This is a genomic window from Dehalobacter restrictus DSM 9455, from assembly GCF_000512895.1.
In the GTDB taxonomy this organism is placed as follows: Bacteria; Bacillota; Desulfitobacteriia; order Desulfitobacteriales; family Syntrophobotulaceae; genus Dehalobacter; species Dehalobacter restrictus.
This window is the reverse complement of sequence record NZ_CP007033.1, coordinates 1,808,271-1,833,781: the sequence shown is the minus strand read 5'-3', so window position 1 is coordinate 1,833,781 and position 25,511 is coordinate 1,808,271. Positions and strand designations below refer to the sequence as shown.

Sequence of the window (25,511 nt, the reverse complement as noted above, 5' to 3'; positions counted from 1 at the left end):
TCTTTTGATTCGGGAACGAATACCGCGCTGCCAAATGGCAAGGAGCGGTATTATTTTTTACTTTGGATAAGCATAGCGATATCCGCTGGCACCGGAGCCTGGATTTGAAGAGGCTGCATATTTAAGGGATGCGTGAAACCATAGCTATAACAGTGCAGGGCTTGCCTTTGCATATATTTCATACTGCCGCTATACAAATCATCTCCCAAAAGGGGATGGCCGGCGGCCTGGGCATGCACTCTGATCTGGTGCGTCCGACCGGTGACCAGGGTGAATTCCATCAGGGTATAGCCCGGGTAATGCTGCAGCGTTCGAAACAGCGTCAGCGCCGACTGTCCGTCCGGATGAACTTCCCGGACAATCTTGCTGCCCGACTTAAGCCGTATCGGGAGGGGCCATTCACCCTGTTCCAAAGGGAAATTCCCTTCCACAATACCGAGATATTTCTTTTCAACTTTGTTTCTGATAGAAAGGGCGGCCAACTGCTGGTGGGCATAGCGGGATTTGGCGATCAGCACAACGCCGGACGTATTGCGATCGATCCGCGAGACTGGCCGGAAAGGCCTGGTTTCACCTTTGCTTTCCCAGTAACCGACCACCGCATTGGCGAGCGTTCCGGTCCGATACCTCGAGTTGGGGTGGATGACCTGGCCGGGCGGCTTGTTGACCGCGAGGAAGATTTCGTCTTCAAAGAGAATCTCAATAGGCAGCGTTTCTCCGGAGACCGTTGCCGGCTCTTCTTCCAGGATATTCACGACAAGGGTCTGTCCTGTTTTGCCGCGGGCAGTCAGATAGGTGAATTTGCCGTCAATCCAGACATTTTCGCCGACTTTCAGCTTTTGCAGCACCTTACGGGAAAAATGGAAGCGCCTTAGAAGTATGTCCTGGTATTTCCTGCCGTCATCTTCGGGCGTTAAAGTGTATGTGAATAATTTATTTGCATTCATGTTCTTCTCCTAATAGAATAAGCATTATCTGATAGACATATATTATGATTTAATAGAATAGTTTAGCAAGATGTTGCGTAAAGAAATAAAAAATATATTATAATAACTATAGTAAAAATTAACCAATATGGGTCAGGCAAAACGAACAAGCAGAAAAGAGGTAACTACAGCATGAATGATCAGAGAATAGACGTATTGGCCAAAAATTTAATCCATTATTCCATTGAGTTAAAGGAAGGCGAACATATCCTGATTGAGCTATCGGGGCTGGAAATTCCTTTAGCCCGGGCGCTGGTCAGAGAGGCTTATGAAGCCGGCGCGCAGCCTTTTCTTAATATTACGCATCATACCCTGCAGCGTGAAATATTAAAAGGGCTTTCAGTCGAACAGGCTCAAAGCCAAGCAAAGTGGGAAGTCGCCAGAATGAAGGACATGCAGGCTTATATCGGAATACGCTCGGGAGAAAATATTAACGAGCTGGCCGATGTCCCTGCGGATAAAATGCAAATCTACATGAGCCATTACTCGAAACCACTCCATTCCGAGCAAAGAGTCAAGCATACCCGCTGGTGTGTACTTCGCTATCCGAATCCGTCGATGGCGCAGCTTGCTGAGATGAGCACGGAAGCTTTTGAAGATTTTTACTTTAAAGTCTGCAATCTGGATTATTCCAAAATGTCCAGAGCGATGGATCCGCTGAAAGAACGGATGGAAAAGACCAACATGGTAAGGATCGCAGGGCCTGGAACGGATCTTTCTTTTTCAATCAAGGGGCTGCCAGCGATCAAGTGCGACGGCAAGATGAATATTCCTGACGGTGAGCTTTTCACAGCGCCGGTCCGAGATTCGGTCAACGGCATCATCACCTATAACACCCCGGCTGTTTATCAGGGATTTACGTATGAATCCATCGTACTGGAATTCAAAGACGGCAAAATTATCAAGGCTTCAGCCAACGATACCGAAAGAATTAATAAAATTCTCGATACCGATGAAGGTGCGAGGTATATCGGTGAGTTTTCGTTCGGCTTTAACCCGTACATTCAGAAGGCGATGAAAGATACATTGTTTGATGAGAAGATCGACGGAAGTTTTCATTTCACCCCAGGTTCGGCCTATGACGAATGCGACAATGGCAACCAGTCCGCAGTCCATTGGGATCTGGTATGCATCCAGAGACCGGAATACGGCGGCGGAGAGGTCTATTTTGACGGGGAACTGATCAGGAAAGACGGCAGGTTTATGCCAGCGGAGCTGCAGGTCCTGAATCCTGAAAACCTCAGATAACGTATCGAGTACAACATTCTTAAATTCTTTACTCAAGTAATTTCATACAATCCTGACCCCATATTAAGTCTGGGTGCCACAAGTTCCGGCGTCAAGCGGAGCATGGATGCGGAGCGCGGCAGTTTGACGGCCACGGATGGCCTAATGTCGCGATGCCATGGATGGCAAAGAGCGACTCGCCATGGAGGGTGCTATTTGCCGAAAGCGGAATTGTGGCCCCCAGACTCCCATTACAAAATACGAACCAACCATACAACAGGAGCAAGAGGAGAGAAAAGTAATGAAGATCCTGAGCAGTATAAAAATATCGGATGATCTTTTGGAAAGATTGCTGGCAATTCGACCGGGTGCTCAGATCGTTCAGGTGAGGGACTTTACAGAGCCAGACCCGGAAGCGGATGTACTGCTTACGTATGGCTGGGATATCAAAGAGGATACCATTAATCTGTATCCGAATCTCAAATGGATTCAAACCTTAAGCGCAGGGGTCGATATGCTGCCTCTGAACAGGCTTGTTTCGAGGGGCGTCATGCTGACGAATGTCAAAGGCGCCCATAAGATCCAGATGGCCGAGCACGTCATCTGGAGTATCCTGATGCTCTTAAGACAGGGCAATACATTTGTATCACAGCAGGAACAGAAGATATTCAGCGCAAAACCGAAGATTTCCGAAATGTACGGCAAATCGGTCTGCATCGTGGGGGCAGGTACCATTGGCAAAGAGATTGCCAAGCGGTGCGGGGCTTTTGGGATGACGGTTTATGGCGTATCACTTCATGGCGGTCAGGACCAGGCTTTTGAAAAGATCGTGCCTCTGGAGGAAATGCCCGGGATTCTGGCGGTCAGTGATGTTGTCGTTGTCGTCCTGCCGCTGACACCGGAAACGAAGGAACTTGTCAATGCAGACTTTATCCATCAGATGAAGGACAGAGCATTATTCATCAATGTGGCCAGAGGACAAGTCGTTGACGAGGATGCCCTGATCGAAGCACTTAAAAGTAAAAAGATAGCCGCGGCGGCGCTTGACGTATTCAGGAAAGAGCCGCTGCCGGAAGACAGCCCATTCTGGGAACTGGATAATGTCTTCCTTACGCCGCATATCGGCGGTAGGACGGTTCAAACCTCTGAACGCATGTGGGAAGTGTTTCAGACAAATCTGGCCAAATATCCTGACTCCGGTCAAATGATCAATATTGTAGACTATAGGGCAGGGTATTAAAAAAACACGTGCTTGAATATAGAACGCTTAACTAAGTAGGAGCTTAGAATATTGAAGCGCGAGAAACGGGCATAAAAGAGATCCGGAGGAGTCCTATGAATGACTTCCAGAAAAATGTTATCGAACGATTGTCCCGCCATACCCGCATCTGGATCGTAGGAGGAGCGGTACGTAACCAAGTCCTGGGACTGGAGTCTCCGGACATGGATTTGGTGTGCGGGCTGAGCCCTGAAGAAGTCCAAGATATCCTCCGTGAGCAAGGCTTCTCCGTTCAGATCATTGGCAGGCATTTCTCGACAGCCAGCATTTTTACGGAAGGTTCCAAAGTGGATGTCGTGCAGGCCGAAGAACTAGAGAAAGATGCCCAGCGCCGGGACTTTACCATTAATGCGATTTATCAGGATCCGGTGTCGGGGGAACTTTATGACCCGATGGAAGGCAGAAAGGATCTGGAAGCCAAAATTCTTAGAGCCTGCGGTAAGCCTGATGAACGGTTCCGGGAAGATCCTGTCCGTATTTTAAGGATGGTCAAATTCGCGGTGAAGTTCTCGTTGGAAATCGATCCCGATACCTGGGAGCAGGCAACGGACCATCTTTCTTTTCTGAGCAGCACATCCCGGGAAAGAATTACGGCGGAACTTGCCGGGATTCTTGTTTTGGCCGAGGCTGAAAAGGCCGTGCGGATGTTGGACAGAATCGGCTACTGGGATATGTATTTACCTGAGTTGGCCAGGCTGAAGGGTCTTGAACAGAATCAGTACCATTCCCTGGATGTCTGGGAACATACCATGGCCGTATTTCGGAATACCCCTGAAGATCTTTATCTGCGTCTGGCAGGCCTGTTTCATGATTCCGGCAAGTGGGAAGTAGCTAGCCGGGAATGCCATGTATCCGGGACGCTAAAGTTTGCCGACCAGAACTACTTGCTTGAGGGATTTAAAATCGTTGGGACAAGAGGACCCCGGGAACTGGAATATAAGCTGAAGTCTTTAATTGGAAAAAAGATTCGGATCCTTGGAGCAAGACTGGACCAATACCCGGAAATTGTGCAGTTTAAAAAGGTCATAGACGGTGAACCGGCTAATTTTGGTCTTATCTACGTCGAAAACGGCAAACGACATTTCCTGACACATGAAGCGGCAAGCGCCAGGCTTCTGGCCGATGTCCTTAAACGCTATACATTTTCAATGTTTTTTGACGGGATCGGCAAAAAACAGGAACAGAACCTTATAAAACTTGTTGAGAATCATATGCAGGCAACACTCGTATTCATGCCGGAGTTCAGAGGAGAAATTGCCAAGCGGCCTTTCAAGAACAGAGTGGCGGAGCTCGTTTGGAAAGTCTGTTGGGACGGCAGAAACTTTGAATTAAAGAACATCCATGATTTCTTGATTTTATGGAAAGCAGATTATCAGGCCGGAAAACTTCATACCACTACTCAGAACAATATTTTTGAAAGAATTTTTGCCGAATTGATTGCGGTGGCTTTGTGGCAGAAAGAAAACCTGATGCAGCTTGACTGGAAACTATTCCGGCAGTATGCGATGCAGCAGGGATTAAGCGGCTCGAGTCTCGGAACCTTTAAGGATCTTGTCCGCAAAAGAGCCATGGAAGAGATGAAGCCGGAATTAAATCATGCTTTTCTAAAAAAAGTATATTGGGAGTTTAAAAATCTGTAAAAGCAAGTTATAATGATTATAAATAAATTATTGTTACAAAAGGGAGCGTGGAGATATGAAATGGCGCTGTGTTGTTTGCGGCTACATACATGAAGGAGATAATCCTCCGGAAGCCTGTCCGGTCTGCGGTGTCGATTCCAGCAACTTTGTCAGGGTGGAGGAGGAACCGAAGCAGGACGAAAACAGCAAGGACGATTCCGTCAAGAATGCCGAAGCTGCCATGACGAGTCCTGCTCAGACCGGATTAAGTCCCGAGGAGAAGATTGTTAAAGCGGTACAGTCCATTTCCTACGGTTTGTTTATTATTACGGCGGCCGCTAACGGCAAAGACAACGGGCAGGCAGCCAATACCTGTTTCCAGATTACTTCCGATCCCGTGCAGATTGCGATTGGTATTAATAAGAAAAACTTCACGCATGAACTGATCATGCAAAGCGGCAAGTTCGGCATATCCGTTCTGGACCAGAACGGACATGACCTCGTTAGAAGATTTGGCTACAGGTCAGGCAGGGAGTTCGATAAATTTGACGGAATCAAAGCGCACCGCGGATCGTCCGGCATTTTGCTGCTTGATGAAGTGCTGACCACCGTGGAGGCAGAAGTCGCGAATTCGATGGATACCGGCACGCATACCTTGTTTTTGGGCAGAGTCACAGCAGCCGAAGTCCGTGGCAGCGGTGAGCCGATGACATATGCTTATTTCAGAAAGACGAAGTAAGGGTGCCGTCAAGCCTTCCGCTGTGATTCTTCGGTATGAGATAATTCCCGGATTCTAAGAAACCTTACACGTGTAAGGTTTCTTTTTGCAGGGAAATAATACTCCTTTAGGGGTGGCTGTTTTTGTAAATAAAATAAATATCAAATAATTACTTTAAATGATATACAGTGAGACAAGACTATATCAGATTTTGTAAGCCTCCGTAATGGTGTAAGTGGACTGCACCCCATTTGTTTTCAGTATACCATGCTGTCTAACAAATGGGGTACCAGTGCACAACAAGGGGAGGTTAACGTAAACCATGGAGGCGGATTGTCAGAGAATTGGCAGAATAGTCTGAGTGTCACCAAAAGGATATCATTAAGGCCGTGTCTGAGGATACGATTAAAAATTGCCGTTTTTGGGATTTGACTACACTAGTGTAATTAATCTTAAAACAGCCGAATTTTTAAACAGAGGCTGAGATTGAAAAGAAACCTTACACGTGTAAGGTTTCTTCGATCAGCGAATCAAATAGGTAATGTCACTCTGGTTCAACTTATTCTTTTCTTAACAAACCGGGCCATTCTTGTTAAGGCTTCCTGCAGCTGCTGCGTTGAATACGCATAGGAACAGCGGACATGTCCTTCGCCGGCCGGGCCGAAAGCCGTACCCGGAACGACGGCGACTTTTTCTTCCTTCAGCAGCTGTTCAGCAAATTCTTCGGAGTTTAATCCGGTAGCTGTGATGTCGGGGAAGACATAGAAAGCGCCTAAGGGTTCAAAGCAGGTAAGGCCCATTTCTCTGAGACCGTGGACCATAATTCGGCGGCGGCGGTCATATTCCATCACCATTTCCTGTTTGGCCGTTTCTCCGGATTTCAGTCCTTCCAGAGCAGCAATCTGCGCCATAATCGGGGCGCACATAATTGTGTACTGATGGATTTTCAGCATGGCCTGGATCAGGTCAGGATGGCCGGCAACATAGCCGATCCGCCAGCCTGTCATCGCATAGGCCTTCGAGAAGCCGCTGACATGAAGCGTGCGGTTCCACATGTACGGTAAAGTTGCAAAGGGTGTATGTTCTCCGCCGTAGTTAAGGTCCGAATAAATCTCATCGGAAATGATGATCAGATCGTTTTCAGACGCAAACCGGGCAATCGGCAGCAGCTCTTCTCTGGTCATGACTGCGCCGGTGGGGTTATTTGGATAAGACAGAACCAAAATCTTGCAGTTTGGTGTATAAGCCATCTGAAGGTCTTCAACCTGCAGACGAAAATCGTGTTCTGCGCTTGTTGTAACATAATGAACCTCTGCGCCGCTGATTTCCGCACAGGCGGCATAAGCCACAAAGGAAGGATCCGGAATCAGCACACCGTCGCCCGGCACGATCAAAGCGCGCATCGCCAGATCAATCGCCTCGCTGGCGCCGACGGTGATAAGGATTTCCTGATCAGCATTATAATTTAAGCCTTGATGTTTGGCCATATATTTGGATAATTCTCTGCGAAGCTCGACCAGACCCGCGTTGCTGGTATACATAGTCTGACCCTGTTCAAGAGAAAAAATAGCGGCTTCTGTCATGACCCAGGGAGTCGCAAAATCCGGCTCTCCGACACCGAGGGAGATTACGCCTTCCACGGTGGCGGCCAGGTCAAAAAACTTTCGTATTCCTGATGGCTTCAGATTTAAAGCCAGTGGTGATAAGTATTGCTTCATGGCGTTATCATGAGACGCTGCGGTCTCTCTTCCTCTCCGTGAAATTCTATGCCATCCTGCTTATACCTGCGCAGAATAAAGCGAGTCGAAGTTGACTGAATCACATCCAGCGGGGATAGTTTATCGGAAACAAACTGGGCGATTTCATGCATATTATGGCCTTCGATAATTAAACACAGGTCAAAATCTCCCGACATCAGATAGACTGATTTGATCTCACTGAATTTTTGGAACCGCTGGGCAATTTTATCGTAGCCATTGCCGCGCTGGGGCAGGACTTTGACATCGATTAATGCAGTAACCCTGTCTTCTTCCAGCTGGTCGTAATTGATCAGTACACCGTATTTGGCAATGACCTTATCATCTTCCCACTGCTTGATCTTCTTTTTAATATAATCCGCTGTCAGGCCAGTCTGAACCGCTAAGTCTTCCGCAGTCAGACGACAGTCCTGGGACAGGATATGAAGGAGGCGCCGATCATCTTCGGACAACATTCTCGAAAACTCCTTTCTGCGCTTCTGAATTGATATTATTAGATTATAATAGCATAAGAAGACAGCAGATAACAACCTCATCCTAATGATTTTTCTAATTTTCTTACCTCTTTTTTGTAAGATATGTTAAAATATAGCTGTATTCCACGAGACAAATCATAGAAGTTGCACTTCGGACAATACACGAAGTTATGGAAGCAGACCAAGAGGGGAAATTTGTCCATATCTGATTTCTGTCAGAGTTACAGGAGGGACTGCCAATGCAGTGGTGTGATCTGTTTAATGTAAATCACGAACCATCTTTTGAAGATATTAAGCAATTTATTGGTAAAGGTGAACCGCTTTGGTCGGAGCTGCTTTCCTATATTGAAAAAGCCTACCAGGTGAAGCCAAAAACGACTTATAGCAAATGTTCCGCCCAGCCAGGCTGGAATGTTAAATATCAAAAGGGCAGTAAATCGTTATGTACGCTTTATCCGATGGAGGGGTATTTTATTACGCTAGTCGTAGTTGGAGCCAAAGAGGAAGAAGAGACAGAAATGGCGTTGGGTACATTTACGCCATTCGTGCAAGGCCTGTATCTCAAAACAGCTTTTTCCTGTGGCGGACGTTGGTTAATGATCAAAGTAGATGACAAGTTAGTCCTTGATGATGTAAAGAGCCTAATTGCCATAAGGGTAAAGCCCAAAAGGTGTTAGCGGAAGGGCATTAGGTCATTACCCGGGGTCAAATTGACTATATTATCCCATGTATTAATTTTTAACAGGTTTAGAGCACCTGTTATTTTTATGGAAAGTTAACTTTACATTCTATCTAGAATATGTTATATATATGGAAAGTAAACTTTCCATAAGCGTTAGGAGTGAGTCTATGAATAACAGATTAGAAGAAATACGCAGGCAGCGAGGAATAAAGCAGGAAGAGCTTGCCGCGGCTTTGGAAGTATCTCGACAAACCATAGGTTCACTTGAAAATGGACGGTATAATCCATCCATCATCTTAGCATTCAAAATTGCACGCTTCTTTGGGATGAATGTTGAAGAAATATTTATTTATGAGGGGGAAGAATAAATATGACAAAGAATATGAAAGCAATTGGCTTTTCCATTTTAGGAATATTATTAATTGTAATAGGGTTCGTTTTGATAAAGGCCATTCATGAACCACAAAGAAGTATGCAAGTCTTGCCATACGTCTGTGTTGGTATTGGATGCGGACTATTTGGTCACCATTTAGGAAAAATCATTAGCAGTATGGCGCTGAAAAATTATCCGGATGAGGTTAGGAAAATAGAAATTGAGCAAAATGATGAAAGAAATCTAACAATTACCAATAAGGCCAAAGCTAAGGCTTATGATAAAATGATCTATGTATATGGCGCGATAATCCTGGCATTTGGTTTAATGCAGATTGATTTGATGGCGATTATCATATTGGTTATTTCATATTTATTTGTAATATTCTCAGGTATCTATTACAGATCAAAATATGAAAAAGAAATGTGAAACGATCATCATTGTATGAAAAGGGAGCTCAATGAAAAAGCAAAAAAGATTACTTCTAACGATTCTTTGTCTAACCGTGCTAGTTTTACTTGGTTACAGCTCACTGAACGGCAGCTCACCGGCTTTTACGGATCAGTTGCGGCAGACAGCGACTGTGGTCGAAGATCAAAAAGGTACGCTGCCGTCAAATCCGGATTCCTCCAATACCGGCTCAGGTGCGGATATTGCTTCAGTCTCAGGCACCCTTCAAGTCCATTTCATTGATGTCGGGCAGGCGGATTGTATTCTAATCAAAACCCCTTCGGGAAAAACCATGCTGATCGATGCAGGGAATAATGAAGATGCAGAAACGGTTACCTCGTACATAGAAAAACAAAAAATAAGTAAACTGGATATTGTCGTTGGCACCCATCCTCATGAGGACCATATCGGGGGTCTTGATGCCGTAATCGATACCTTTAAAATCGGGCAAGTTATCATGCCGGGCAAAACCCATACGACTAAAACGTTCAAGGATGTACTTAGCGCGGTGAAAAATAAAGGCCTCAAAATAACATCGGCGAAAACAGGTGCTAATCTGGACTTAGGGGACGGTATGACTGCCGTTGTACTCGCTCCGAACGGTTCAGATTATGAAGATCTGAACAATTACAGCGCTGTGATCAGGATAGCATTCGGCAGCACTTCTTTTTTATTCACCGGTGATGCCGGAGAAGTGTCAGAGTCAGAAATGCTGCGGAATGTGAGCATGTATGCTCTGAAGTCGACAGTCCTAAAAGTTGGGCATCATGGCAGCGGCGATGCGACATCCGAGCCCTTTCTGGATCTGGTAGACCCCGAATATGCAATGATTTGCGTCGGGAAAGAAAATGATTATGATCATCCTGCACAGGAAACACTGGATAAGCTGAAGAATAGGGGCGTCAAGGTATTCAGGACAGACCTGGATGGGACGATTGTTGCGGTATCCGACGGATCAGAAGTGACATTTCATACGCTGGCGATTACATCAAAATAATGAGACTAATGGGTTTGATTATCCAAAAAGGTGGCATCAAAATGAACGGTGTTATTGATCGTTTCGAAGGCAGCGTCGCCGTGGTGGAGTTTGACGGCAACAACAGAAAGAATATTAACCTCACTGATCTTCCTGCGGAGATTAAGGAAGGCGATGTCGTCGTATTTAATGATGGTAAATGGCAGCTTGATCAGAATCAAACAGCCAGACTGAAAGCGGAAATTGATATACTGGCCCGTGATGTGTTTGAGTAGTTGTCTGATCGTTGTCTAATCGTTGTTGGGATAATGGTAAAAAAACAGGAAATCCTACATTCTTGACTGGACAGGATTTCGAAAAAGCGTTAAATTGATAGTTGATTATTTTGGGGTTAACCTTTAGGAGGAAGAATGAACAAAGTATTCGCCGCAATAGACATCGCAGCAAATGCCCATAAGAGTCAGTTCAGGAAAGGGACCAATACGCCCTATATTACACACCCGTATGCAGTTGGGATGATCCTGCAGAAAGAAGGATGTGCGGAAGACATTGTTGTTGCTGGCATCCTGCATGATACCGTTGAGGATACCATCATTAATCTGGAATATCTCCGCAATAAATTTGGCAACAAGGTTGCCCTGATCGTAGAAGGGTGTTCAGAACCGGATAAATCGCTGCCGTGGGAAGAACGCAAAGAACATACCATTGAATACCTGAAAACGGCGATACCGGTGATCAAGGCCGTAGCCTGCGCCGACAAGCTGCATAATGTTCTGACGATGCTGGAAGACTATCAAAAAGAAGGCGAGAAGCTTTGGACGCGGTTTAACCGGGGCAGAGAGAAGCAGGAATGGTATTACCGTAATCTCGTGCAAAGCTTTATGCATCCTCCGGTGGATGATGATTTTAAGAAGCTTTATCTTACATTTGCTAAAGCCGTCAGCGATCTTTTCGATCCCAAACCGGACAATATATCTTTTATTTGAACAAGATTAGTATTTAAACAAGAAGAGTATCAAGAAAGAGTATTGGATCCAGATAAAAACCCGAAGTTCAAGGAGTTATGATTCCTTGGCCTTCGGGCTTTCTATCGCATGTAATAAGTAATAAGATCACAGTGTCATGGCTAATTTTCCCCCTGCTTTCTCTTCCTGAGCAGCATCTTTTGGCCATTCAAGGATTCAGAGCTCCACAAGCAGGACAGCTTTTCAAAAACTTATTTGCCGGCTTCTTTGGTATAGTTCAGTAAGCCTCCGGCTAGGATGATTCCAATCTGGCGTTCAGTCAGGTTATGGCTGACCCTGATGGAAGCATTTCTTCCGCTTAACAAGATATCAAATTCTACGGAGTTTGATAGGGCTTCAGTCAGATTTGTAAAGATAAGCTTGCTGTCGTCCTTAATCAGGTCATAGTCACTCTCATTGACAAAAGTAAGCGGCAGGATGCCAAAATTAATTAAATTAGCTTTATGAATCCGGGCAAAGCTCTTGGCCAGGACAACTCTGACGCCGAGGTACATCGGAACCAATGCGGCATGTTCGCGGCTGGAGCCCTGACCGTAGTTCTGTCCGGCCACAATAATGCTTTGACCAAGCTGTCTGGCTCTAGCAGAGAATCCGGCATCAATCTTGCTATAAACATATTCGGAAAGAGCAGGAATATTGGATCTGAGCGGCAGTATTTTGGCGCCTGCAGGCATGATATCGTCTGTGGTAATATTGTCATTCAGCTTGATTACGACGGGAAGTTCCAGATCCGGCGTAAGCTTCGGAGCAATCGGCAGTGCTTTAATATTTGGGCCGCGCACGATGGCGGTGTCCGGAGAACCGGGAGGAATAATCAGTGAATCATCGACCCGGAAATTTTCCGGCATCGGGATTTCAACAGTGGGGCCCAGCGTGCGGGGATCGGTAAAGTAACCTGTCAGCGCACTGGCAGCAGCGACTTCCGGGCTGACCAGATACACGCCAGCGTCCGCAGTTCCGCTGCGTCCTTCAAAGTTGCGGTTAAAGGTCCTTAAGGAGACGGCGCCGGAAGAAGGGGACTGTCCCATGCCGATGCAGGGCCCGCAGGCGGATTCCAATATTCTGGCTCCGGAATCAAGAAGAGCGGTCAGCGCGCCGTTATTGGCCAGCATAGTCAGAACTTGACGGGAGCCCGGAGCGATCACCAGGCTGACGCTCGGATCGACCACTTTGCCTTTTAAGATGGCGGCGGCGGTCATCAGATCGCGGTAGGAAGAATTCGTACAGCTGCCGATCGCTACCTGGTTGACTTTGATATTCTTTAACGAGCTTACAGCGACGACGTTGTCAGGCATATGCGGCTGAGCTGCAAGCGGTTCCAAGGCAGAAAGGTCGATGCAGATTTCCTCATCGTATACCGCATCGGCGTCAGCTTCAAGCGGAATCCAGTCGTTTTCGCGGCCCTGGGCTTTCAGAAAGATCCGGGTCTGTTCATCGCTCGGGAAGACGGAGGTCGTTGCACCGAGCTCGGCACCCATGTTGGTGATGGTAGCTCTTTCGGGGACACTTAACGTAGAGACGCCAGAACCGGCATATTCAAAGATCTTGCCGACACCGCCTTTGACGGACAGGCGGCGCAGGACTTCCAGAATGACATCTTTGGCGGACACCCAAGGAGCTAATTTCCCGGTTAGATTGATTTTGACGACTTTCGGGTCAGGCAGATAGAATTCGCCGCCGCCCATGGCTACAGCAACATCGAGGCCGCCGGCACCCATGGCCAGCATGCCGATTCCGCCGCCGGTAGGGGTGTGACTGTCCGAACCTAACAGGGTTTTACCAGGTTTTCCGAAACGCTCCAGATGGACCTGGTGGCAGATCCCGTTGCCGGGACGCGAAAAATAAACACCAAAGCGGGAAGCGCAGCTTTGGAGAAAGGCGTGGTCGTCAGCATTTTCAAAACCGGTCTGCAGGGTGTTGTGATCGATGTAGCTGACGGATAATTCTGTTTTGACTCTTGGAATGCCAACGGCTTCAAACTGAAGATAAGCCATGGTTCCTGTGGCATCCTGAGTTAAAGTCTGATCTATCTTGATGCCGATTTCTCCTCCGGCCCCAAGTTCACCGGAGATGAGATGGGCGGATAATATTTTTTGTGTTAAATTTTGTTTCATATTTCTTACCCCTTTATTTAATTTATGATCCAACTTTATAATATAACAGAATGAGCCTGATTCATCCAGTATAACAAAAAAGTATACATAATATAGCAGATTTTTTTAAGGATATGGGTAGATTTTTTGCGGTGTGAATATTTCAACGTTCATTTTTCGTTGTTTTCGGGTTATAATATAGCTGTTGTGTTTATTTAATTGGATTTAAGAGCAGTTTTTGGAGAAAATGATGATGACGGACAGCAGGTTAAACATTGTACTAGTTGAACCCGAGATACCTCCCAATACTGGAAATATTGCCAGATTGTGCGCAGCGGTTCAGGCTGACTTGCATTTAGTGAAGCCGCTCGGCTTCAGTATTGACGATAAGCATTTAAAAAGGGCAGGACTCGATTACTGGCATCTCTTAAAGGTACATGTTTATGAAAATTTTAACGATTTCGAAACCCAGAACGCTGAAGGTCAGTTTTTTCTGGCCACGACCAAAGCGTCTAAGTTTTATACAGATGTGGAGTTTCCAGACCGCTGCTATCTGCTTTTTGGACGGGAAACGAAGGGGCTGGCACCGGAAATTCTACAGCGCTATCCGGACCGGCAGATCCGCCTGCCGATGAGAAAGGATGCGAGGTCCTTAAATCTGTCCAATTCAGTCGCGGTGATTGCGTATGAGGTTCTGCGTCAATGGGGCTTCCCAGGCCAGGTGTGACGGCCACGGATGGCCTAATGTCGCGTTGCCATGGATGGCAAGGAGCGACAAGGTTACGGATGGCCTAATGTCGCGATGCCATTTAACTCACCATATCCGGAGGTAGTATGCTTTCTTATTTATCAACATTTTTACTGGCAGTCCTATTTGCTTTGATTTTAACACCCATCTCCATTATCCTGGCCAGAGAATGGGGTGTGATGGATTATCCGGGCGAGCGGAGAATACATAAGACCCCGATTCCGCGTCTCGGCGGTGCTGCGATTTATCTGGCTTTTTGGCTGGCTGTTTTTCTGATGGTAGCCGTGAATAAAATGCTGATCGGACTTTTCCTCGGCAGCACAATTATTTTTGTGGTCGGCATCTATGATGATGTAAAAGGAATGAGGCCTCTGGTCAAACTGCTCTGGCAGATCCTAGCCGCGGTGATTCTGATCTTTTTTGGTATGGCAGTCCCGCATATTACACTGCCTCTATATGGAGTCGTCCAACTAGGCTTGATCGGCAATATCTTTGCCGTGCTATGGATTGTCGGTTTGGTCAATGCTGTGAATATATCCGACGGTATGGATGGCCTCGCTTCGGGTATTTGCTTTATTGCGGCGATCACATTATTCTGGTCCGCAACCATCCGTTCAGCCTATCCGGGGGCCGATCTTCTGATGCTGGCCCTGAGCGGCGTAACGCTGGGCTTTTTGTTCTATAACTTTAATCCTGCTAAAATCATTATGGGTGATTCCGGGAGCATGTTTCTCGGCTATATGATCGGATCAGTCTCCATTTGGGGTTTGCTGAAAACCGCTACAGTACTCGGTTTGGTTTTCCCGTTGCTGGTGCTCGGCATGCCTTTGATGGACATGCTGTTTGCGATCATCCGGAGGAAGTGGAAAGGACATTCGATCGTCCGGGCAGATAGGGGACACCTTCATCACCGGTTGCTCGATACTGGCCTGAACCAGCGCCAGGCAGTGTTTGTTCTATATGGAATCAGCCTTTGTTTCGGGCTGGCGGCAATTTTCTCCGCCTATGGACACTGGTACATCGCGGCGATTCTGGTGGTCATTGACCTCGGCATTATTTTGCGGATTATGTTCAGAAAGTTCCGCCTGCATAACTGGTACACGGTGACAAGACCGGTTTCTGCAGACATGGAAGATAAGAAGGACGTGGAGAAGGATGACGCGGGAATGCAGCAAAAAACGGAAGAGCAGAGTCAGGCAGAAACGCAGAATCCAGAAGAGCAGAATCAAGAAGAAAAGATCAAAATGAGGAATAAAGTATGAATATTATCTTTCACGGACATGCCTGTTTTGAAATCCAGTCTGACGCAGGTCGGCTGATGATAGATCCATATTTGCGGAAGAATCCGAAAGCAAAGGTCAAACCGGCTGATTTTAAAGCGCTCGATGCAATTCTGGTCACGCATGGTCATAGCGATCATTTGGGAGACGCAGTCGAACTGGCCAGGCTGACCGGGGCAGTCCTGATCTCTAATTTTGAACTATGCCGGTATGCGGAGACCTTTGGGGTGAGGATTCATCCGATGCATATCGGAGGCAAGCACGTCTTTCCATTTGGAACTGTAAAGCTGACTCAGGCCATTCATGGTTCCGGGATCGAGCAGGCTGACGGAACCTGTCTGTATGGTGGTTTGGCCTGCGGTTTTCTGCTTCAGCTCGAAGGCAAGCGGCTTTACCATGCCGGGGATACCGGTTTGTTCGGGGATATGAAGCTTATTGGCAGCCTGACAGAAATCGATCTGGCTATGCTGCCAATCGGGGATAATTTTGTGATGGGGCCGGAAGATGCGGCCGAAGCAGCTCAGATGCTCCAGGCCAAAGTCGTGGTTCCGATGCATTACAATACATTTGAGGAAGAACAGCAGGATGCCAAGGCCTTTCTCGCGCTGCTAAGCAGAAAAGCACCGGAGAGCAAGGGAATGATTCTTGAGCCGGGACAGTATATGAAGTTATAGAATCAAAAGGACATTAATGCAGTGCTAAATCATATCAAGAAAGCTGGAAGACAAAGAAAATTTATGATATAAAAACCGATATTGATCATAAGATTAGACAAATAGATGTGTTTTATAGAAAATCCTGTAACCCTTACAGGATATTTTTTGCTTTTCAGGGCAAAAATAGACTGTAAGGAGATGAAAACAGAATGAGAACCAAAGATTGCGCGAAAGAATGCATTTATGCTGTGGACGGCGTCTGCCGTCTGGAAAACAACCATGGGCTGAAAACCCCCGAATGCCCTAACCGGGACGGTTCACTGGCCGCAGTCTCCATACTCTGAACAGGAGTGTTAAAGCATGAGAGAAAACATCACCAAGAAAAACACAGGCAATACGAAAAAAAGGATAACAGGAAGAAGAGACCAGACTTCATTGAGGAAATGAAAATGGAGATTGCTTCGGAACTTGGCATCATCCAGCAGGTCCAAAACGAGGGCTGGGATTCCCTGTCTCCGAGAATTTCCGGGAAAATAGGCGGAAAGTTGTCTCAGAGATTAAAACGGATTAATAAATAAAAACTACTATATAACAACAATTAGTTCAAAGCCTCACCATGTGATATAATTAATGAAAAAAACAGGTGAGGCGTTTTTATTTGACAAAGACAAAGCATCAGCAGATTCTTAATTTTATTGAGGATCTCGACATAGGGAGCAAGGTATCAGTCCGGTTTATTGCCAAAGAGCTTGATGTCAGCGAAGGGACTGCTTACCGCGCAATTAAAGAAGCGGAGAACAAAGGGTTTGTCCGTTCGATCCCGAAGGTTGGGACGCTGCGGATTGAAGGGGTCAAAGAAAAACAGATTGAAGATCTTACGCTTCAGGAAGTAGCCCAAATCGTGGAAGGGCTTGTTATCTGCGGAGAGAACAGGCTGACGGAATGTCCGAATAAGTTTATTATTGCGGCGATGGAACTGAAAGATTTAGCGCGTTATCTGGAAGAAGGCGCGCTTTGTATCGTCGGCAACAGGACAGATGCCCAGCTCCTTGCCTTGAAAAATAATGTTCCTTTGCTTATTTCCGGAGGCCCGGGACCTACGGAAGAGGTCGTGGCGCTGGCCAAGAGCCTGAATTCGGTGATTATCATTTCCCCGTATGACACCTTCGTAGTTACGACGATGATCAACCGGGCGCTTTTTGACAGGCTCATCGGCAAGGAACTATTGCTCATTGAAGATATCATGGTCAAGGATGCGAAGGTTCTGGAAGACAGTGCTACGATCGGAGACTGGTATAAGCTTTCGCAAAAGACCGGACACAGCCGCTTCCCGGTCATCGATAACCAGCACAACCTGCTCGGCACTGTGACCGCGGTCGATGTCGCCGGCGAAGGCGTCGAGGTCAAGATCACCAAAGTCATGAACAGGAATCCGCTGACCGTCGGAAGAGACGATCCGGTTACCCATATCTCCCGCAAAATGGTCTGGGAGGGCTGGGAGATTGCGCCCGTACTTGAAAACGGCAAGTTGATCGGAATCATAAGCTTGCAGGATGTACTCGAGGCTTTTCAGCAGATCCAAAAGCAGCCTCAGTTCGGCGAGACCGTGGATAATCTGGTTTTAAGCGGCTTTGGTTATGTGGAAGAGTCTGAATACCTGACCATTCGGGGCGAAATCACGCAGTTTATGGTAAATGAATTTGGTTCAGCCAGCTGCGGTGTTCTGGTAACCCTGATGAATACGGCGGGTTACATTGCGCTCCGAAAAAAATACCGCTTGGATGCGATCACGGAAAATTTCAGCTTTTATCAATTCCATCCGGTTCCGGCCGGAACAGTCGTCAGCATTTCGGCCAGACTGTTGCTAGTAACAAAAAAGAACTGCAATATTGAGATTGAAGTTTTCAATGATAACGGAGTCCTGGCTAAAGGGATGATGACAGCCCGGATGGGGGATAAAAGATAGGCTATGTTCACACATCTTCATGTTCATACCGAATACAGTCTTCTGGACGGCGCGGCCAGAATCAATGACCTTGTACATTCTGCTGCTGAGCTGGAAATGCCGGCGCTTGCGATCACTGATCACGGCGTGATGTACGGCGTGCTGGATTTTTATAAAGCCTGTGGCAAACAGGGAATCAAGCCTATCATCGGCTGTGAGATCTATATGGCTCCCGGAAAAAGAACGGAACGGGTCCTCGGCAAAGATGACAAGAACTATCATCTGGTTCTTCTTGCCGAAACGAACGAGGGCTATCAGAACCTGGTGAAAATTGTTTCGCAGGCCAACGTGGACGGTTTTTATTACAAACCTAGGGCCGACAAGGAGCTTTTACAGCAGCACAGTAAAGGTTTGATTGCATTGAGCGCCTGTCTGGGCGGGGAGATCCCGGAGTACCTGATGCAGGACAATCCGGCCAGAGCCAGAGCGGCCGCGATGGAGTATCTTGATATTTTCGGTCCGGAACACTTTTATCTGGAGTTGCAGGATCATGGCATCACCGATCAGAGAAAGGTCAACGCCGGCCTCTGGGACCTGCACCGGGAGACGCGGATTCCGCTGCTTGCGACCAACGATGTCCATTATATTCGGAAAGAAGATGCGTCGGTTCAGGATATCCTGCTGTGCATCCAGACCGGAAAGACGCTGGCTGACAGCTCCAGGATGAGCTTTGAGGGCAGGGAGTATTATCTGAAAAGCAAGCAGGAGATGAATTTGCTTTTTGGGGAGACGCCCGAGGTTTTACGCCAGACGAATGAGATTGCGGAGCGCTGCAACGTCAGCTTTTCGTTTGGCCAGCATTATCTGCCGGTCTACGAGGTTCCGGAAGGCTGCACCCTGGACGAGTACCTGCGGGAATTATGCTGGAAGGCGTTCCCGGTATTCTACCCGGAGGAAACGCCGGAACAGCGCGAGCGGCTGGAATATGAGCTTGGGATTATTACCCAGACTGGTTTTTCCGGGTATTTTTTGATTGTGTCCGATTTCTGCCGGTATGCCCGGGAGCATGATGTTGCAGTCGGTCCGGGGCGTGGTTCAGCAGCTGCGAGTATGGTTGCGTACTTGCTTGGCATCACCTCCGTGGAGCCACTGCGCCATGATCTTCTTTTTGAACGTTTTTTAAATCCGGAAAGGATATCCATGCCGGATATTGATATCGACTTTGACCCGGAAGGCCGGGAAAAAGTCATCAAATATGTAACAGAAAAGTATGGGGAAGAGAAGGTTTGCCAGATCATTACGTTTGGTACCATGGGTGCCAAGGGCGTGCTGAGGGATGTCGGAAGAGTCCTGAATATACCGCTCAGCAAAGTCGATAAAGTCGCCAAAGCGGTACCGTATGAATTGGGCATGACGCTGGAAAGAGCGCTGGCCGTTTCTCCTGAATTGCAGAAAATGGTTAGGGAAGAAGAGGAAATCAAAAAGTTGTATGAGATTTCCAAGTCCCTGGAGGGGATGCCGCGGCATGCTTCCACGCATGCTGCCGGCGTCGTGATTGCCAGGGACGAATTGACCAGTTACCTTCCACTTCAGAAAACCTCCGACGGGCTCTTGATGACGCAGTTTCCGATGAAAACGGTTGAGGAGATCGGACTGCTGAAGATGGATTTCCTGGGTCTGCGGAACCTGACGATCCTGACCAAAGCGCTTGCAAATATTGAACAGGCCCGCGATATCCGGCTTGACCTGAACCATTTGCCGCTCGACGACCAAGCGACGTATCAGCTGCTTTCCGAAGGGAACAGTACAGGTGTATTTCAGCTGGAAAGCGGTGGCATGCGGGCCATCTTAAAAGATTTGAAGCCCAATTGTTTTGAAGATATTATTGCGGTAAACGCGCTGTACCGGCCCGGTCCGATGGAACAGATTCCGGAGTTCGTGCGCCGGAAGCATGGCGGGCTGATCAAAGTCCTGCATTCAAAAATAGAAGAGATTTTAAGACCGACCTACGGGATTATCGTCTACCAGGAACAGGTCATGCAGATAGCTCAGAATCTTGGCGGATACTCTCTTGGACGAGCAGATCTTCTGCGCAGGGCCATGGGAAAAAAAGACAAGAAGATCATGGCCGAAGAAAAGCAGAATTTTATCTACGGCCTGCAGGACAGCGGCGGTGAATGGATTGTGCCGGGAGCGCTCCGTCTGGGTATAGGTGAAAAGGAAGCTGAAGAGATTTTTGATCTGATGGCCAAATTTGCCGAGTACGGATTCAATAAGGGGCATGCCACGGCTTATGCGATGATCTCATATCAGACAGCGTATCTGAAGGCGAATTATCCGCTCGAATACACTGCAGCGCTGCTGAGTTCCGTAATCGGCGCATCAGATAAAGTCACTTTTTACATTCAGGAAGCCAGGAGCAGCGGCATTGAGATTCTGCCGCCCGATGTCCAGTACAGTTACCGGGATTTTACCATAGAACACGGAGCGATACGTTTCGGGCTCGAGGCGATCCGCAATGTCGGGACACAGGTGGTTGACAGGATCATCGCCGAAAGAGCTAACGGCCCGTTTGCGTCGTTTTATGACTTTATTGTACGCATGGATGCTAAAGTTCTAAACAAACGAACCCTTGAAAGTCTGATTAAGGCCGGCGCGTTTCAGTCACTGTGCAGCCGCGCTCAGGCTATGAAAGTCCTGGATCAGGCCCTGGAGCTGGCCCAGAACCGGCAAAAGGACAACGAATCCGGCCAGATGTCTTTGTTTGATCTCGACCAGGACCTCGATGAAGGGTTGCGTATGCCTGAAATACCGGAATTCAGCGAGAGCGAGATCCTAAAGATGGAGAGGGAGTATATCGGTATTTATCTCACAGCCCATCCGCTTTATTCCGTGAATGACCTATTAAGGAAAATCACGAGTTCAGAAATTGCGGCCTGTCTCGAAAGTGCGGAAGAAAAAAAGGTCATTCTGGGTGGGATAATAAATTCTTATCGGCAAACAATAACGAAAAAAGGGGAAATGATGGCTACCTTCTTACTGGAGGATCTGACCGGAACGATTGAGGTTCTGGTATTCCCCAGATTGTTTCCGGAAGTTGTCAGGATGGACAACGACCATATTGTGGTTGTTCACGGTCGTTATTATGTGAATGAAGATGAAAAGAAAATATTTGCTGAAAAAGTTCTGCCGATCGAGGAATGCAGCGTCAAACCGGATAAATTGTTTCTGAAGATTCCAAGCAATCAGGATACGGAACTGACCGATAAGATCCTGGCAATCCTTGGGGCATTTCGCGGAACGCATCCTGTCTATTTCTTTTGCCAGGATAATAAGAAGACCTTTGAGATAAGTCCAAATTATTTTGTCAGGCCATCTGAAGAGCTTGACAGGGCGCTTATTGCGCTTTTGGGAAATGATCAGGTAAGATGGCAATAAAAATTTGTTGGAAGAGGCAGGATATTGTTACTTTGGGGCGAATCCCATAAATAGATTTTATGACGCTGAGATATTTTCTGAACTGAAGGAGATTTTTTGTGCGAACTGCGATATACCCGGGGACATTCGATCCAGTAACCAATGGGCACCTTGATATCCTGCATAGAGCTATTTACCTTTTTGACCGTGTCATTGTGGCGGTAGCTTCCGAAAGTAACAAACAGACGCTTTTTTCATTGGAAGAAAGGCAGGAACTGTTGAGATGCGAAACCAGCGATATGAAAAATGTTGAAGTCAAGTCTTTTGGCGGTCTGACTGTGGATTTTGCGCGTGAATGCGGAGCTGTTGCGCTGATCAGAGGCTTGCGGGCCATGACGGATTTCGAATACGAATTTCAGCTGGCTTTGATGAATAAAAAGCTGGCTCCCGACATCGAGACCGTCTTTTTAATGACAAAAAGCGAGTATTCGTTCATCAGTTCCAGCTCGATCAAATCGGCGGCAAGTCTGAAAGGAGATGTTTCAGGATTAGTTCCGCCAAATGTGGAGAAAGCAATGATTCAAAAGTATAATAAGATGGTCTAAATGCTTATTGGAGGATAGAATATGTGGACAGTCATTTATATAGCACCAAATAAAGCAGTCGCTGAAAAATATCAAAAAGCATTTGCAGACGAAGGTATTTTAGTCCAGCTAAAAGCAGTAGGTTCCCAAGAATCCGTCGACGTAAGCGTCGAAATACTCGTGCCGGAGTCGGAGGCTGAGGAAGCCAACGAGATCCTGACCGGTATTATGCGTTCATAATCCAAGTTGTCTTTATCGGAGTAAAAAATAATATGAAAATGGCCGTAAAAAAAGTGGCAATGTACTTGCGTTTTTGACGCTGATATTATAAAATAGCAAAAGTAAGGCGTGCCGAAGTGGCGGAATTGGCAGACGCGTCGGTCTCAAAAACCGATATCTGTGAGGATGTGCCGGTTCGACCCCGGCCTTCGGCACCATGAAATTTAAAGGCTTTTGGGCCTTTTTATTTTTTGCCCAAATGTATTGAAATTTATATTTGTACAGATTTTTTTAGGCAGATAACACAAGAAGAGGGCGATATTATTTCATCCTCTTCTTTGCATTATTATTTGGACTTTTGATCATCCCTATTTAGATGGAAAATCAGTGTAAAAGAAGGATTTTAGTATATGACTGTAAAATATATGCTAAATTAGCAAAAGATTCTTGTTAATGTATAAAACAAGGTATATAGGAGGAAAATCATGGATTTTATTGATGAATTGATATGAGGGGAAACGAACAAAGGCAACTGTTGATAAATTTAAGGAAATAGTAAAAAAATCATACAACCAATTTCTAAATGAGATAGTTAATGATCGGCTAAAAGCTGCGATGGGTGATTCAGAAAAGGTTGAACAAGAACCACAGGAGGCAGCAACTACTGTACAGAAGGATCAGGAATTAAAAAATAAAATAGAGACAACACAAGAAGAGTTAGAATATTATTATGCAGTAAAAAGTGTTTTGAATCCGGCAGTTAATTCATCAAGGATATTCTTTAGAGATACCGAATCATATTTTGGTATTCTATTGGATGATAATAAACTAAAGTGGATATGTAGATTAGGCTTAAATGCACAGCAGAAATATTTATACATTCCTGATGAGAATAAACACCCGATTCGAATTCAAATATCGGACGTTGATGATATCTATAACTATCAAACACAGCTGATAGAATCAGTAAAAAGATACCTATCGTAAGAGTATATATAGGAAGAGCATGATCAATCATGCTCAGATTACTGACGAACCCCATGATTAAAAATTAATGGGGTTCGTTTTTGTTTTATTTAAGCATACGAAAGAATATTCTTGTCAGAATAAAGTAAACACATTTAAAAGGCTCAGATTTTATTTCATGAGCCTTTACTATTTGTATAAATTAACATATATCATACATAATAGAATAATGTATTAAAGAAAAGTTTAATTAATTTGCTTGTATATATATGGAAAGTAGGTTAAAATAAATGTACAAGAAATATCGATTAGAACGGAGGGGAAGAGAGGTGGCGAGTGCAAAAACAGCAGTTCTTAATACGACAAAAAAATCTGGAAGATTTGATATTCTACGCGAATCACTATCTTTGTCCCTTGATAGAAAAACTGCAAGAGCTATACACAAGGCAAAGAAAGATGCGCAAAAAGAGGGGAATATGGTTTCTCTGCGTAGTTTGATAAAATAAATGTACGAAGTCGTACTTGTTAAGGATGTAGAAAAGTACCTGAAAAGTTGCCCCAGTAAAATGCGAGAGCGTTTTTTGAGGCAACTTTCTACTTTAGAGGAATCTCCAAGAACTCATGGTGACATGCTGGTTGGTGAATTTCATGGATTATACCGGATGAAACTTTTTTATAATGGGGTTCAGTATCGGGCGATTTATGATATTCAGGAAGAAAAAGTAAGAGTATTAGTGCTTTTTATTGGCAAGCGAGAACAGGTATATGAAAAAGCAAAACGAAAGAAAATTGCTAAAAAATAGTTAATGATATGGATAAAATAATAAATTTCTTGGACAGATTTCTATAGAAAAGCAAAAAAAGAGAGCCATAAACAGCCAAATGACTTTTAAAGAAATACAGCGTTATCAAGGGCAAAACAACATTGTACAACTTGGTAAAAATGCCTTGAACACACTCAAAAACCGATATCTGTGAGGATGTGCCGGTTCGACCCCGGCCTTCGGCACCAAGTAAACGCTTAAAATATAGAAGGCCTATGAACGGCGAAAGATATAACATCAAAGCCCCGAGGGAGTAAGATCCTTCGGGGCTTTCGCTGCCAAGACTGGATGATTTAGATACGACCGTTAATGTATTCAAAGGTTTTCTTAACCATGCTACCTCCAACAGAGCCATTTTGTCTTGCGGAGGTGTCTGGACCTAAGTTAACATTAAGCTCGCTGGCAACGCTTTGTTTGTTAACCGGCAATTTATACTTAGCCATTAGATATTCCTCCTTTTTGTTTATTTATCTGTAGTATCTGCATATAGGAATAAAATACACAGGTAGTTTATTTTAATTCAGTAAATTTTTAACATTTAGACCAGGGAGTGTTCAAGGATTGTTCTCGGTCTGTTGTTTTGTTTTGGCTGCATCCCATGAGGGGGATTGTCGAAAGAAGCTTATTATTTTTTGCAAGTCGTATATATAATGAATTGTATATACCTGTATAAAATCAAGGATTTTAGCCAAATTTTGAGTTTTGGGGCAGGAAATGAAATCTTCATAGCGAAGTAATAAAACCGGAAAGGGGGGATTGAAATGGAAAATCAATTTGCTGAACTGTATCATGACTTTGAGATGTATCAACACTGCCAGCTTATCTTTTCAGAACAGGCTCCGGATGGCGTAAAAATCCAGCAAATCTCTTATGATACGTTTAAACCGATTAAAGATGATAACGGGATATTATACTTCCCAATGAACGAACTCGGTTTCGGGTATTTTATCACCAATAATTTTAATATTGTGAAAATGCCTTCCAAACAAAAAAAAGTAATGTATAGGATTGAAAAAGATGGAGAAGAATACTTTTCCATTTATTTATTTGGTCCAAAGAAGTAATTACGTGCCTTTCCGTAACCCTCACAATTACTTTAAGTTTTTTGAGTTCTATTGCCATAAAGAATTTAGAAAACTGCAAGTAAATTGGCAGGTTTTACATTGTTTCAGTGTAAAACGGTTACATACTAAAAGGTAGAACAAATTTGC

General features: G+C 45.6%; 28 protein-coding genes and 1 tRNA gene. 24 read left to right on the top strand and 5 right to left on the bottom strand.

Annotation, left to right across the window (positions count from 1 at the left end; translation table 11 throughout):
* Nucleotides 1-50 precede the first annotated feature (50 nt).
* Entirely contained in the window at nucleotides 51-947 is an 897-nt protein-coding gene (locus DEHRE_RS08785; protein ID WP_019226498.1) for an RluA family pseudouridine synthase, read from the bottom strand.
* Nucleotides 948-1,118: 171 nt separating this feature from the next.
* Between DEHRE_RS08785 and DEHRE_RS08780 the strand changes: the two genes are divergently transcribed.
* From DEHRE_RS08780 to DEHRE_RS08765, 4 genes are all read left to right on the top strand, one after another.
* The gene (locus DEHRE_RS08780; RefSeq protein ID WP_019226497.1) at nucleotides 1,119-2,234 is read left to right on the top strand and encodes an aminopeptidase; all 1,116 of its coding nucleotides are present in this window, start codon (nucleotides 1,119-1,121) and stop codon (nucleotides 2,232-2,234) included.
* 280 nt (nucleotides 2,235-2,514) lie between these two features.
* Nucleotides 2,515-3,453 carry a D-2-hydroxyacid dehydrogenase gene (locus tag DEHRE_RS08775; RefSeq protein ID WP_025205821.1) on the top strand — a complete coding sequence of 313 codons (939 nt, stop codon included), beginning with the start codon at nucleotides 2,515-2,517 and terminating at the stop codon, nucleotides 3,451-3,453.
* Nucleotides 3,454-3,548: 95 nt separating this feature from the next.
* Nucleotides 3,549-5,132 carry a tRNA nucleotidyltransferase/poly(A) polymerase-related protein gene (locus tag DEHRE_RS08770; RefSeq protein WP_019226495.1) on the top strand — a complete coding sequence of 528 codons (1,584 nt, stop codon included), beginning with the start codon at nucleotides 3,549-3,551 and terminating at the stop codon, nucleotides 5,130-5,132.
* A gap of 55 nt (nucleotides 5,133-5,187) precedes the next feature.
* Nucleotides 5,188-5,850, top strand: coding sequence for a flavin reductase (locus DEHRE_RS08765; RefSeq protein ID WP_019226494.1), 663 nt, complete (start codon nucleotides 5,188-5,190; stop codon nucleotides 5,848-5,850).
* Nucleotides 5,851-6,383: 533 nt separating this feature from the next.
* On the opposite strand, the gene DEHRE_RS08760 is transcribed toward DEHRE_RS08765, so the two are convergent.
* Nucleotides 6,384-7,547 (bottom strand): aminotransferase class I/II-fold pyridoxal phosphate-dependent enzyme, encoded by a 1,164-nt coding sequence (locus DEHRE_RS08760; RefSeq protein ID WP_019226493.1) that lies wholly within the window; start codon nucleotides 7,545-7,547, stop codon nucleotides 6,384-6,386.
* Nucleotides 7,544-8,041 (bottom strand): Lrp/AsnC family transcriptional regulator, encoded by a 498-nt coding sequence (locus DEHRE_RS08755; RefSeq protein ID WP_019226492.1) that lies wholly within the window; start codon nucleotides 8,039-8,041, stop codon nucleotides 7,544-7,546. The genes DEHRE_RS08760 and DEHRE_RS08755 overlap by 4 nt, the downstream gene beginning before the upstream one ends.
* A gap of 260 nt (nucleotides 8,042-8,301) precedes the next feature.
* Between DEHRE_RS08755 and DEHRE_RS08750 the strand changes: the two genes are divergently transcribed.
* The 6 genes from DEHRE_RS08750 (at nucleotide 8,302) to DEHRE_RS08725 (ending at nucleotide 11,529) form a co-directional block, all read left to right on the top strand.
* Complete coding sequence (locus DEHRE_RS08750) at nucleotides 8,302-8,739, top strand: DUF3788 domain-containing protein (protein ID WP_019226491.1); 438 nt, start codon at nucleotides 8,302-8,304, stop codon at nucleotides 8,737-8,739.
* A 172-nt stretch (nucleotides 8,740-8,911) separates the two neighbouring features.
* Nucleotides 8,912-9,112, top strand: a complete 201-nt coding sequence (locus DEHRE_RS08745; protein ID WP_019226490.1) for a helix-turn-helix transcriptional regulator — start codon at nucleotides 8,912-8,914, stop codon at nucleotides 9,110-9,112.
* 2 nt (nucleotides 9,113-9,114) lie between these two features.
* Nucleotides 9,115-9,546 carry a hypothetical protein gene (locus DEHRE_RS08740; RefSeq protein ID WP_019226489.1) on the top strand — a complete coding sequence of 144 codons (432 nt, stop codon included), beginning with the start codon at nucleotides 9,115-9,117 and terminating at the stop codon, nucleotides 9,544-9,546.
* Between the two features lie 31 nt (nucleotides 9,547-9,577).
* On the top strand, nucleotides 9,578-10,564 hold the full coding sequence (locus tag DEHRE_RS08735) for a ComEC/Rec2 family competence protein (protein WP_019226488.1): 987 nt from the start codon (nucleotides 9,578-9,580) through the stop codon (nucleotides 10,562-10,564).
* 41 nt (nucleotides 10,565-10,605) lie between these two features.
* The gene (locus DEHRE_RS08730; RefSeq protein ID WP_019226487.1) at nucleotides 10,606-10,818 is read left to right on the top strand and encodes a DUF3006 domain-containing protein; all 213 of its coding nucleotides are present in this window, start codon (nucleotides 10,606-10,608) and stop codon (nucleotides 10,816-10,818) included.
* A 135-nt stretch (nucleotides 10,819-10,953) separates the two neighbouring features.
* Entirely contained in the window at nucleotides 10,954-11,529 is a 576-nt protein-coding gene (locus tag DEHRE_RS08725; protein ID WP_019226486.1) for an HD domain-containing protein, read from the top strand.
* Between the two features lie 230 nt (nucleotides 11,530-11,759).
* On the opposite strand, the gene DEHRE_RS08720 is transcribed toward DEHRE_RS08725, so the two are convergent.
* On the bottom strand, nucleotides 11,760-13,682 hold the full coding sequence (locus tag DEHRE_RS08720; protein ID WP_019226485.1) for an aconitate hydratase: 1,923 nt from the start codon (nucleotides 13,680-13,682) through the stop codon (nucleotides 11,760-11,762).
* Nucleotides 13,683-13,911: 229 nt separating this feature from the next.
* Between DEHRE_RS08720 and DEHRE_RS08715 the strand changes: the two genes are divergently transcribed.
* From DEHRE_RS08715 to DEHRE_RS08665, 13 genes are all read left to right on the top strand, one after another.
* On the top strand, nucleotides 13,912-14,388 hold the full coding sequence (locus DEHRE_RS08715; protein WP_019226484.1) for a tRNA (cytidine(34)-2'-O)-methyltransferase: 477 nt from the start codon (nucleotides 13,912-13,914) through the stop codon (nucleotides 14,386-14,388).
* Between the two features lie 107 nt (nucleotides 14,389-14,495).
* Complete coding sequence (locus tag DEHRE_RS08710) at nucleotides 14,496-15,671, top strand: glycosyltransferase family 4 protein (protein ID WP_019226483.1); 1,176 nt, start codon at nucleotides 14,496-14,498, stop codon at nucleotides 15,669-15,671.
* Nucleotides 15,668-16,363: a metal-dependent hydrolase gene (locus DEHRE_RS08705; protein WP_019226482.1), complete on the top strand. Its 696-nt coding sequence runs from the start codon at nucleotides 15,668-15,670 to the stop codon at nucleotides 16,361-16,363. Before DEHRE_RS08710 ends, DEHRE_RS08705 begins: the two co-directional genes overlap by 4 nt.
* Before the next feature lie 191 nt (nucleotides 16,364-16,554).
* A complete protein-coding gene (locus tag DEHRE_RS15080; RefSeq protein ID WP_015042999.1) occupies nucleotides 16,555-16,689 on the top strand; it encodes a hypothetical protein in 135 nt (44 codons plus the stop codon).
* 99 nt (nucleotides 16,690-16,788) lie between these two features.
* The gene (locus DEHRE_RS15310; RefSeq protein ID WP_025205820.1) at nucleotides 16,789-16,923 is read left to right on the top strand and encodes an alpha/beta-type small acid-soluble spore protein; all 135 of its coding nucleotides are present in this window, start codon (nucleotides 16,789-16,791) and stop codon (nucleotides 16,921-16,923) included.
* 80 nt (nucleotides 16,924-17,003) lie between these two features.
* Nucleotides 17,004-18,311, top strand: coding sequence for a DRTGG domain-containing protein (locus DEHRE_RS08695; protein ID WP_019226480.1), 1,308 nt, complete (start codon nucleotides 17,004-17,006; stop codon nucleotides 18,309-18,311).
* A 3-nt stretch (nucleotides 18,312-18,314) separates the two neighbouring features.
* Nucleotides 18,315-21,728, top strand: a complete 3,414-nt coding sequence (locus tag DEHRE_RS08690) for a DNA polymerase III subunit alpha (protein WP_019226479.1) — start codon at nucleotides 18,315-18,317, stop codon at nucleotides 21,726-21,728.
* 98 nt (nucleotides 21,729-21,826) lie between these two features.
* Nucleotides 21,827-22,312, top strand: coding sequence for a pantetheine-phosphate adenylyltransferase (gene coaD, locus DEHRE_RS08685; RefSeq protein WP_019226478.1), 486 nt, complete (start codon nucleotides 21,827-21,829; stop codon nucleotides 22,310-22,312).
* 21 nt (nucleotides 22,313-22,333) lie between these two features.
* Nucleotides 22,334-22,531, top strand: a complete 198-nt coding sequence (locus DEHRE_RS08680; protein ID WP_019226477.1) for a putative signal transducing protein — start codon at nucleotides 22,334-22,336, stop codon at nucleotides 22,529-22,531.
* Nucleotides 22,532-22,641: 110 nt separating this feature from the next.
* A tRNA-Leu gene (locus DEHRE_RS08675) sits at nucleotides 22,642-22,728 on the top strand.
* 397 nt (nucleotides 22,729-23,125) lie between these two features.
* The gene (locus tag DEHRE_RS08670) at nucleotides 23,126-23,497 is read left to right on the top strand and encodes a hypothetical protein (protein WP_019226476.1); all 372 of its coding nucleotides are present in this window, start codon (nucleotides 23,126-23,128) and stop codon (nucleotides 23,495-23,497) included.
* Between the two features lie 308 nt (nucleotides 23,498-23,805).
* Nucleotides 23,806-23,982: a hypothetical protein gene (locus DEHRE_RS14805; RefSeq protein WP_019226475.1), complete on the top strand. Its 177-nt coding sequence runs from the start codon at nucleotides 23,806-23,808 to the stop codon at nucleotides 23,980-23,982.
* Nucleotides 23,983-24,279: a type II toxin-antitoxin system RelE family toxin gene (locus DEHRE_RS08665; protein WP_019226474.1), complete on the top strand. Its 297-nt coding sequence runs from the start codon at nucleotides 23,983-23,985 to the stop codon at nucleotides 24,277-24,279.
* Between the two features lie 314 nt (nucleotides 24,280-24,593).
* Here DEHRE_RS08665 and DEHRE_RS08660 read toward each other — a convergent pair whose 3' ends face one another.
* Nucleotides 24,594-24,743 carry a small, acid-soluble spore protein, alpha/beta type gene (locus DEHRE_RS08660; RefSeq protein WP_019226473.1) on the bottom strand — a complete coding sequence of 50 codons (150 nt, stop codon included), beginning with the start codon at nucleotides 24,741-24,743 and terminating at the stop codon, nucleotides 24,594-24,596.
* A 318-nt stretch (nucleotides 24,744-25,061) separates the two neighbouring features.
* Between DEHRE_RS08660 and DEHRE_RS08655 the strand changes: the two genes are divergently transcribed.
* Entirely contained in the window at nucleotides 25,062-25,364 is a 303-nt protein-coding gene (locus tag DEHRE_RS08655; RefSeq protein WP_019226472.1) for a hypothetical protein, read from the top strand.
* Nucleotides 25,365-25,511: the final 147 nt, after the last annotated feature.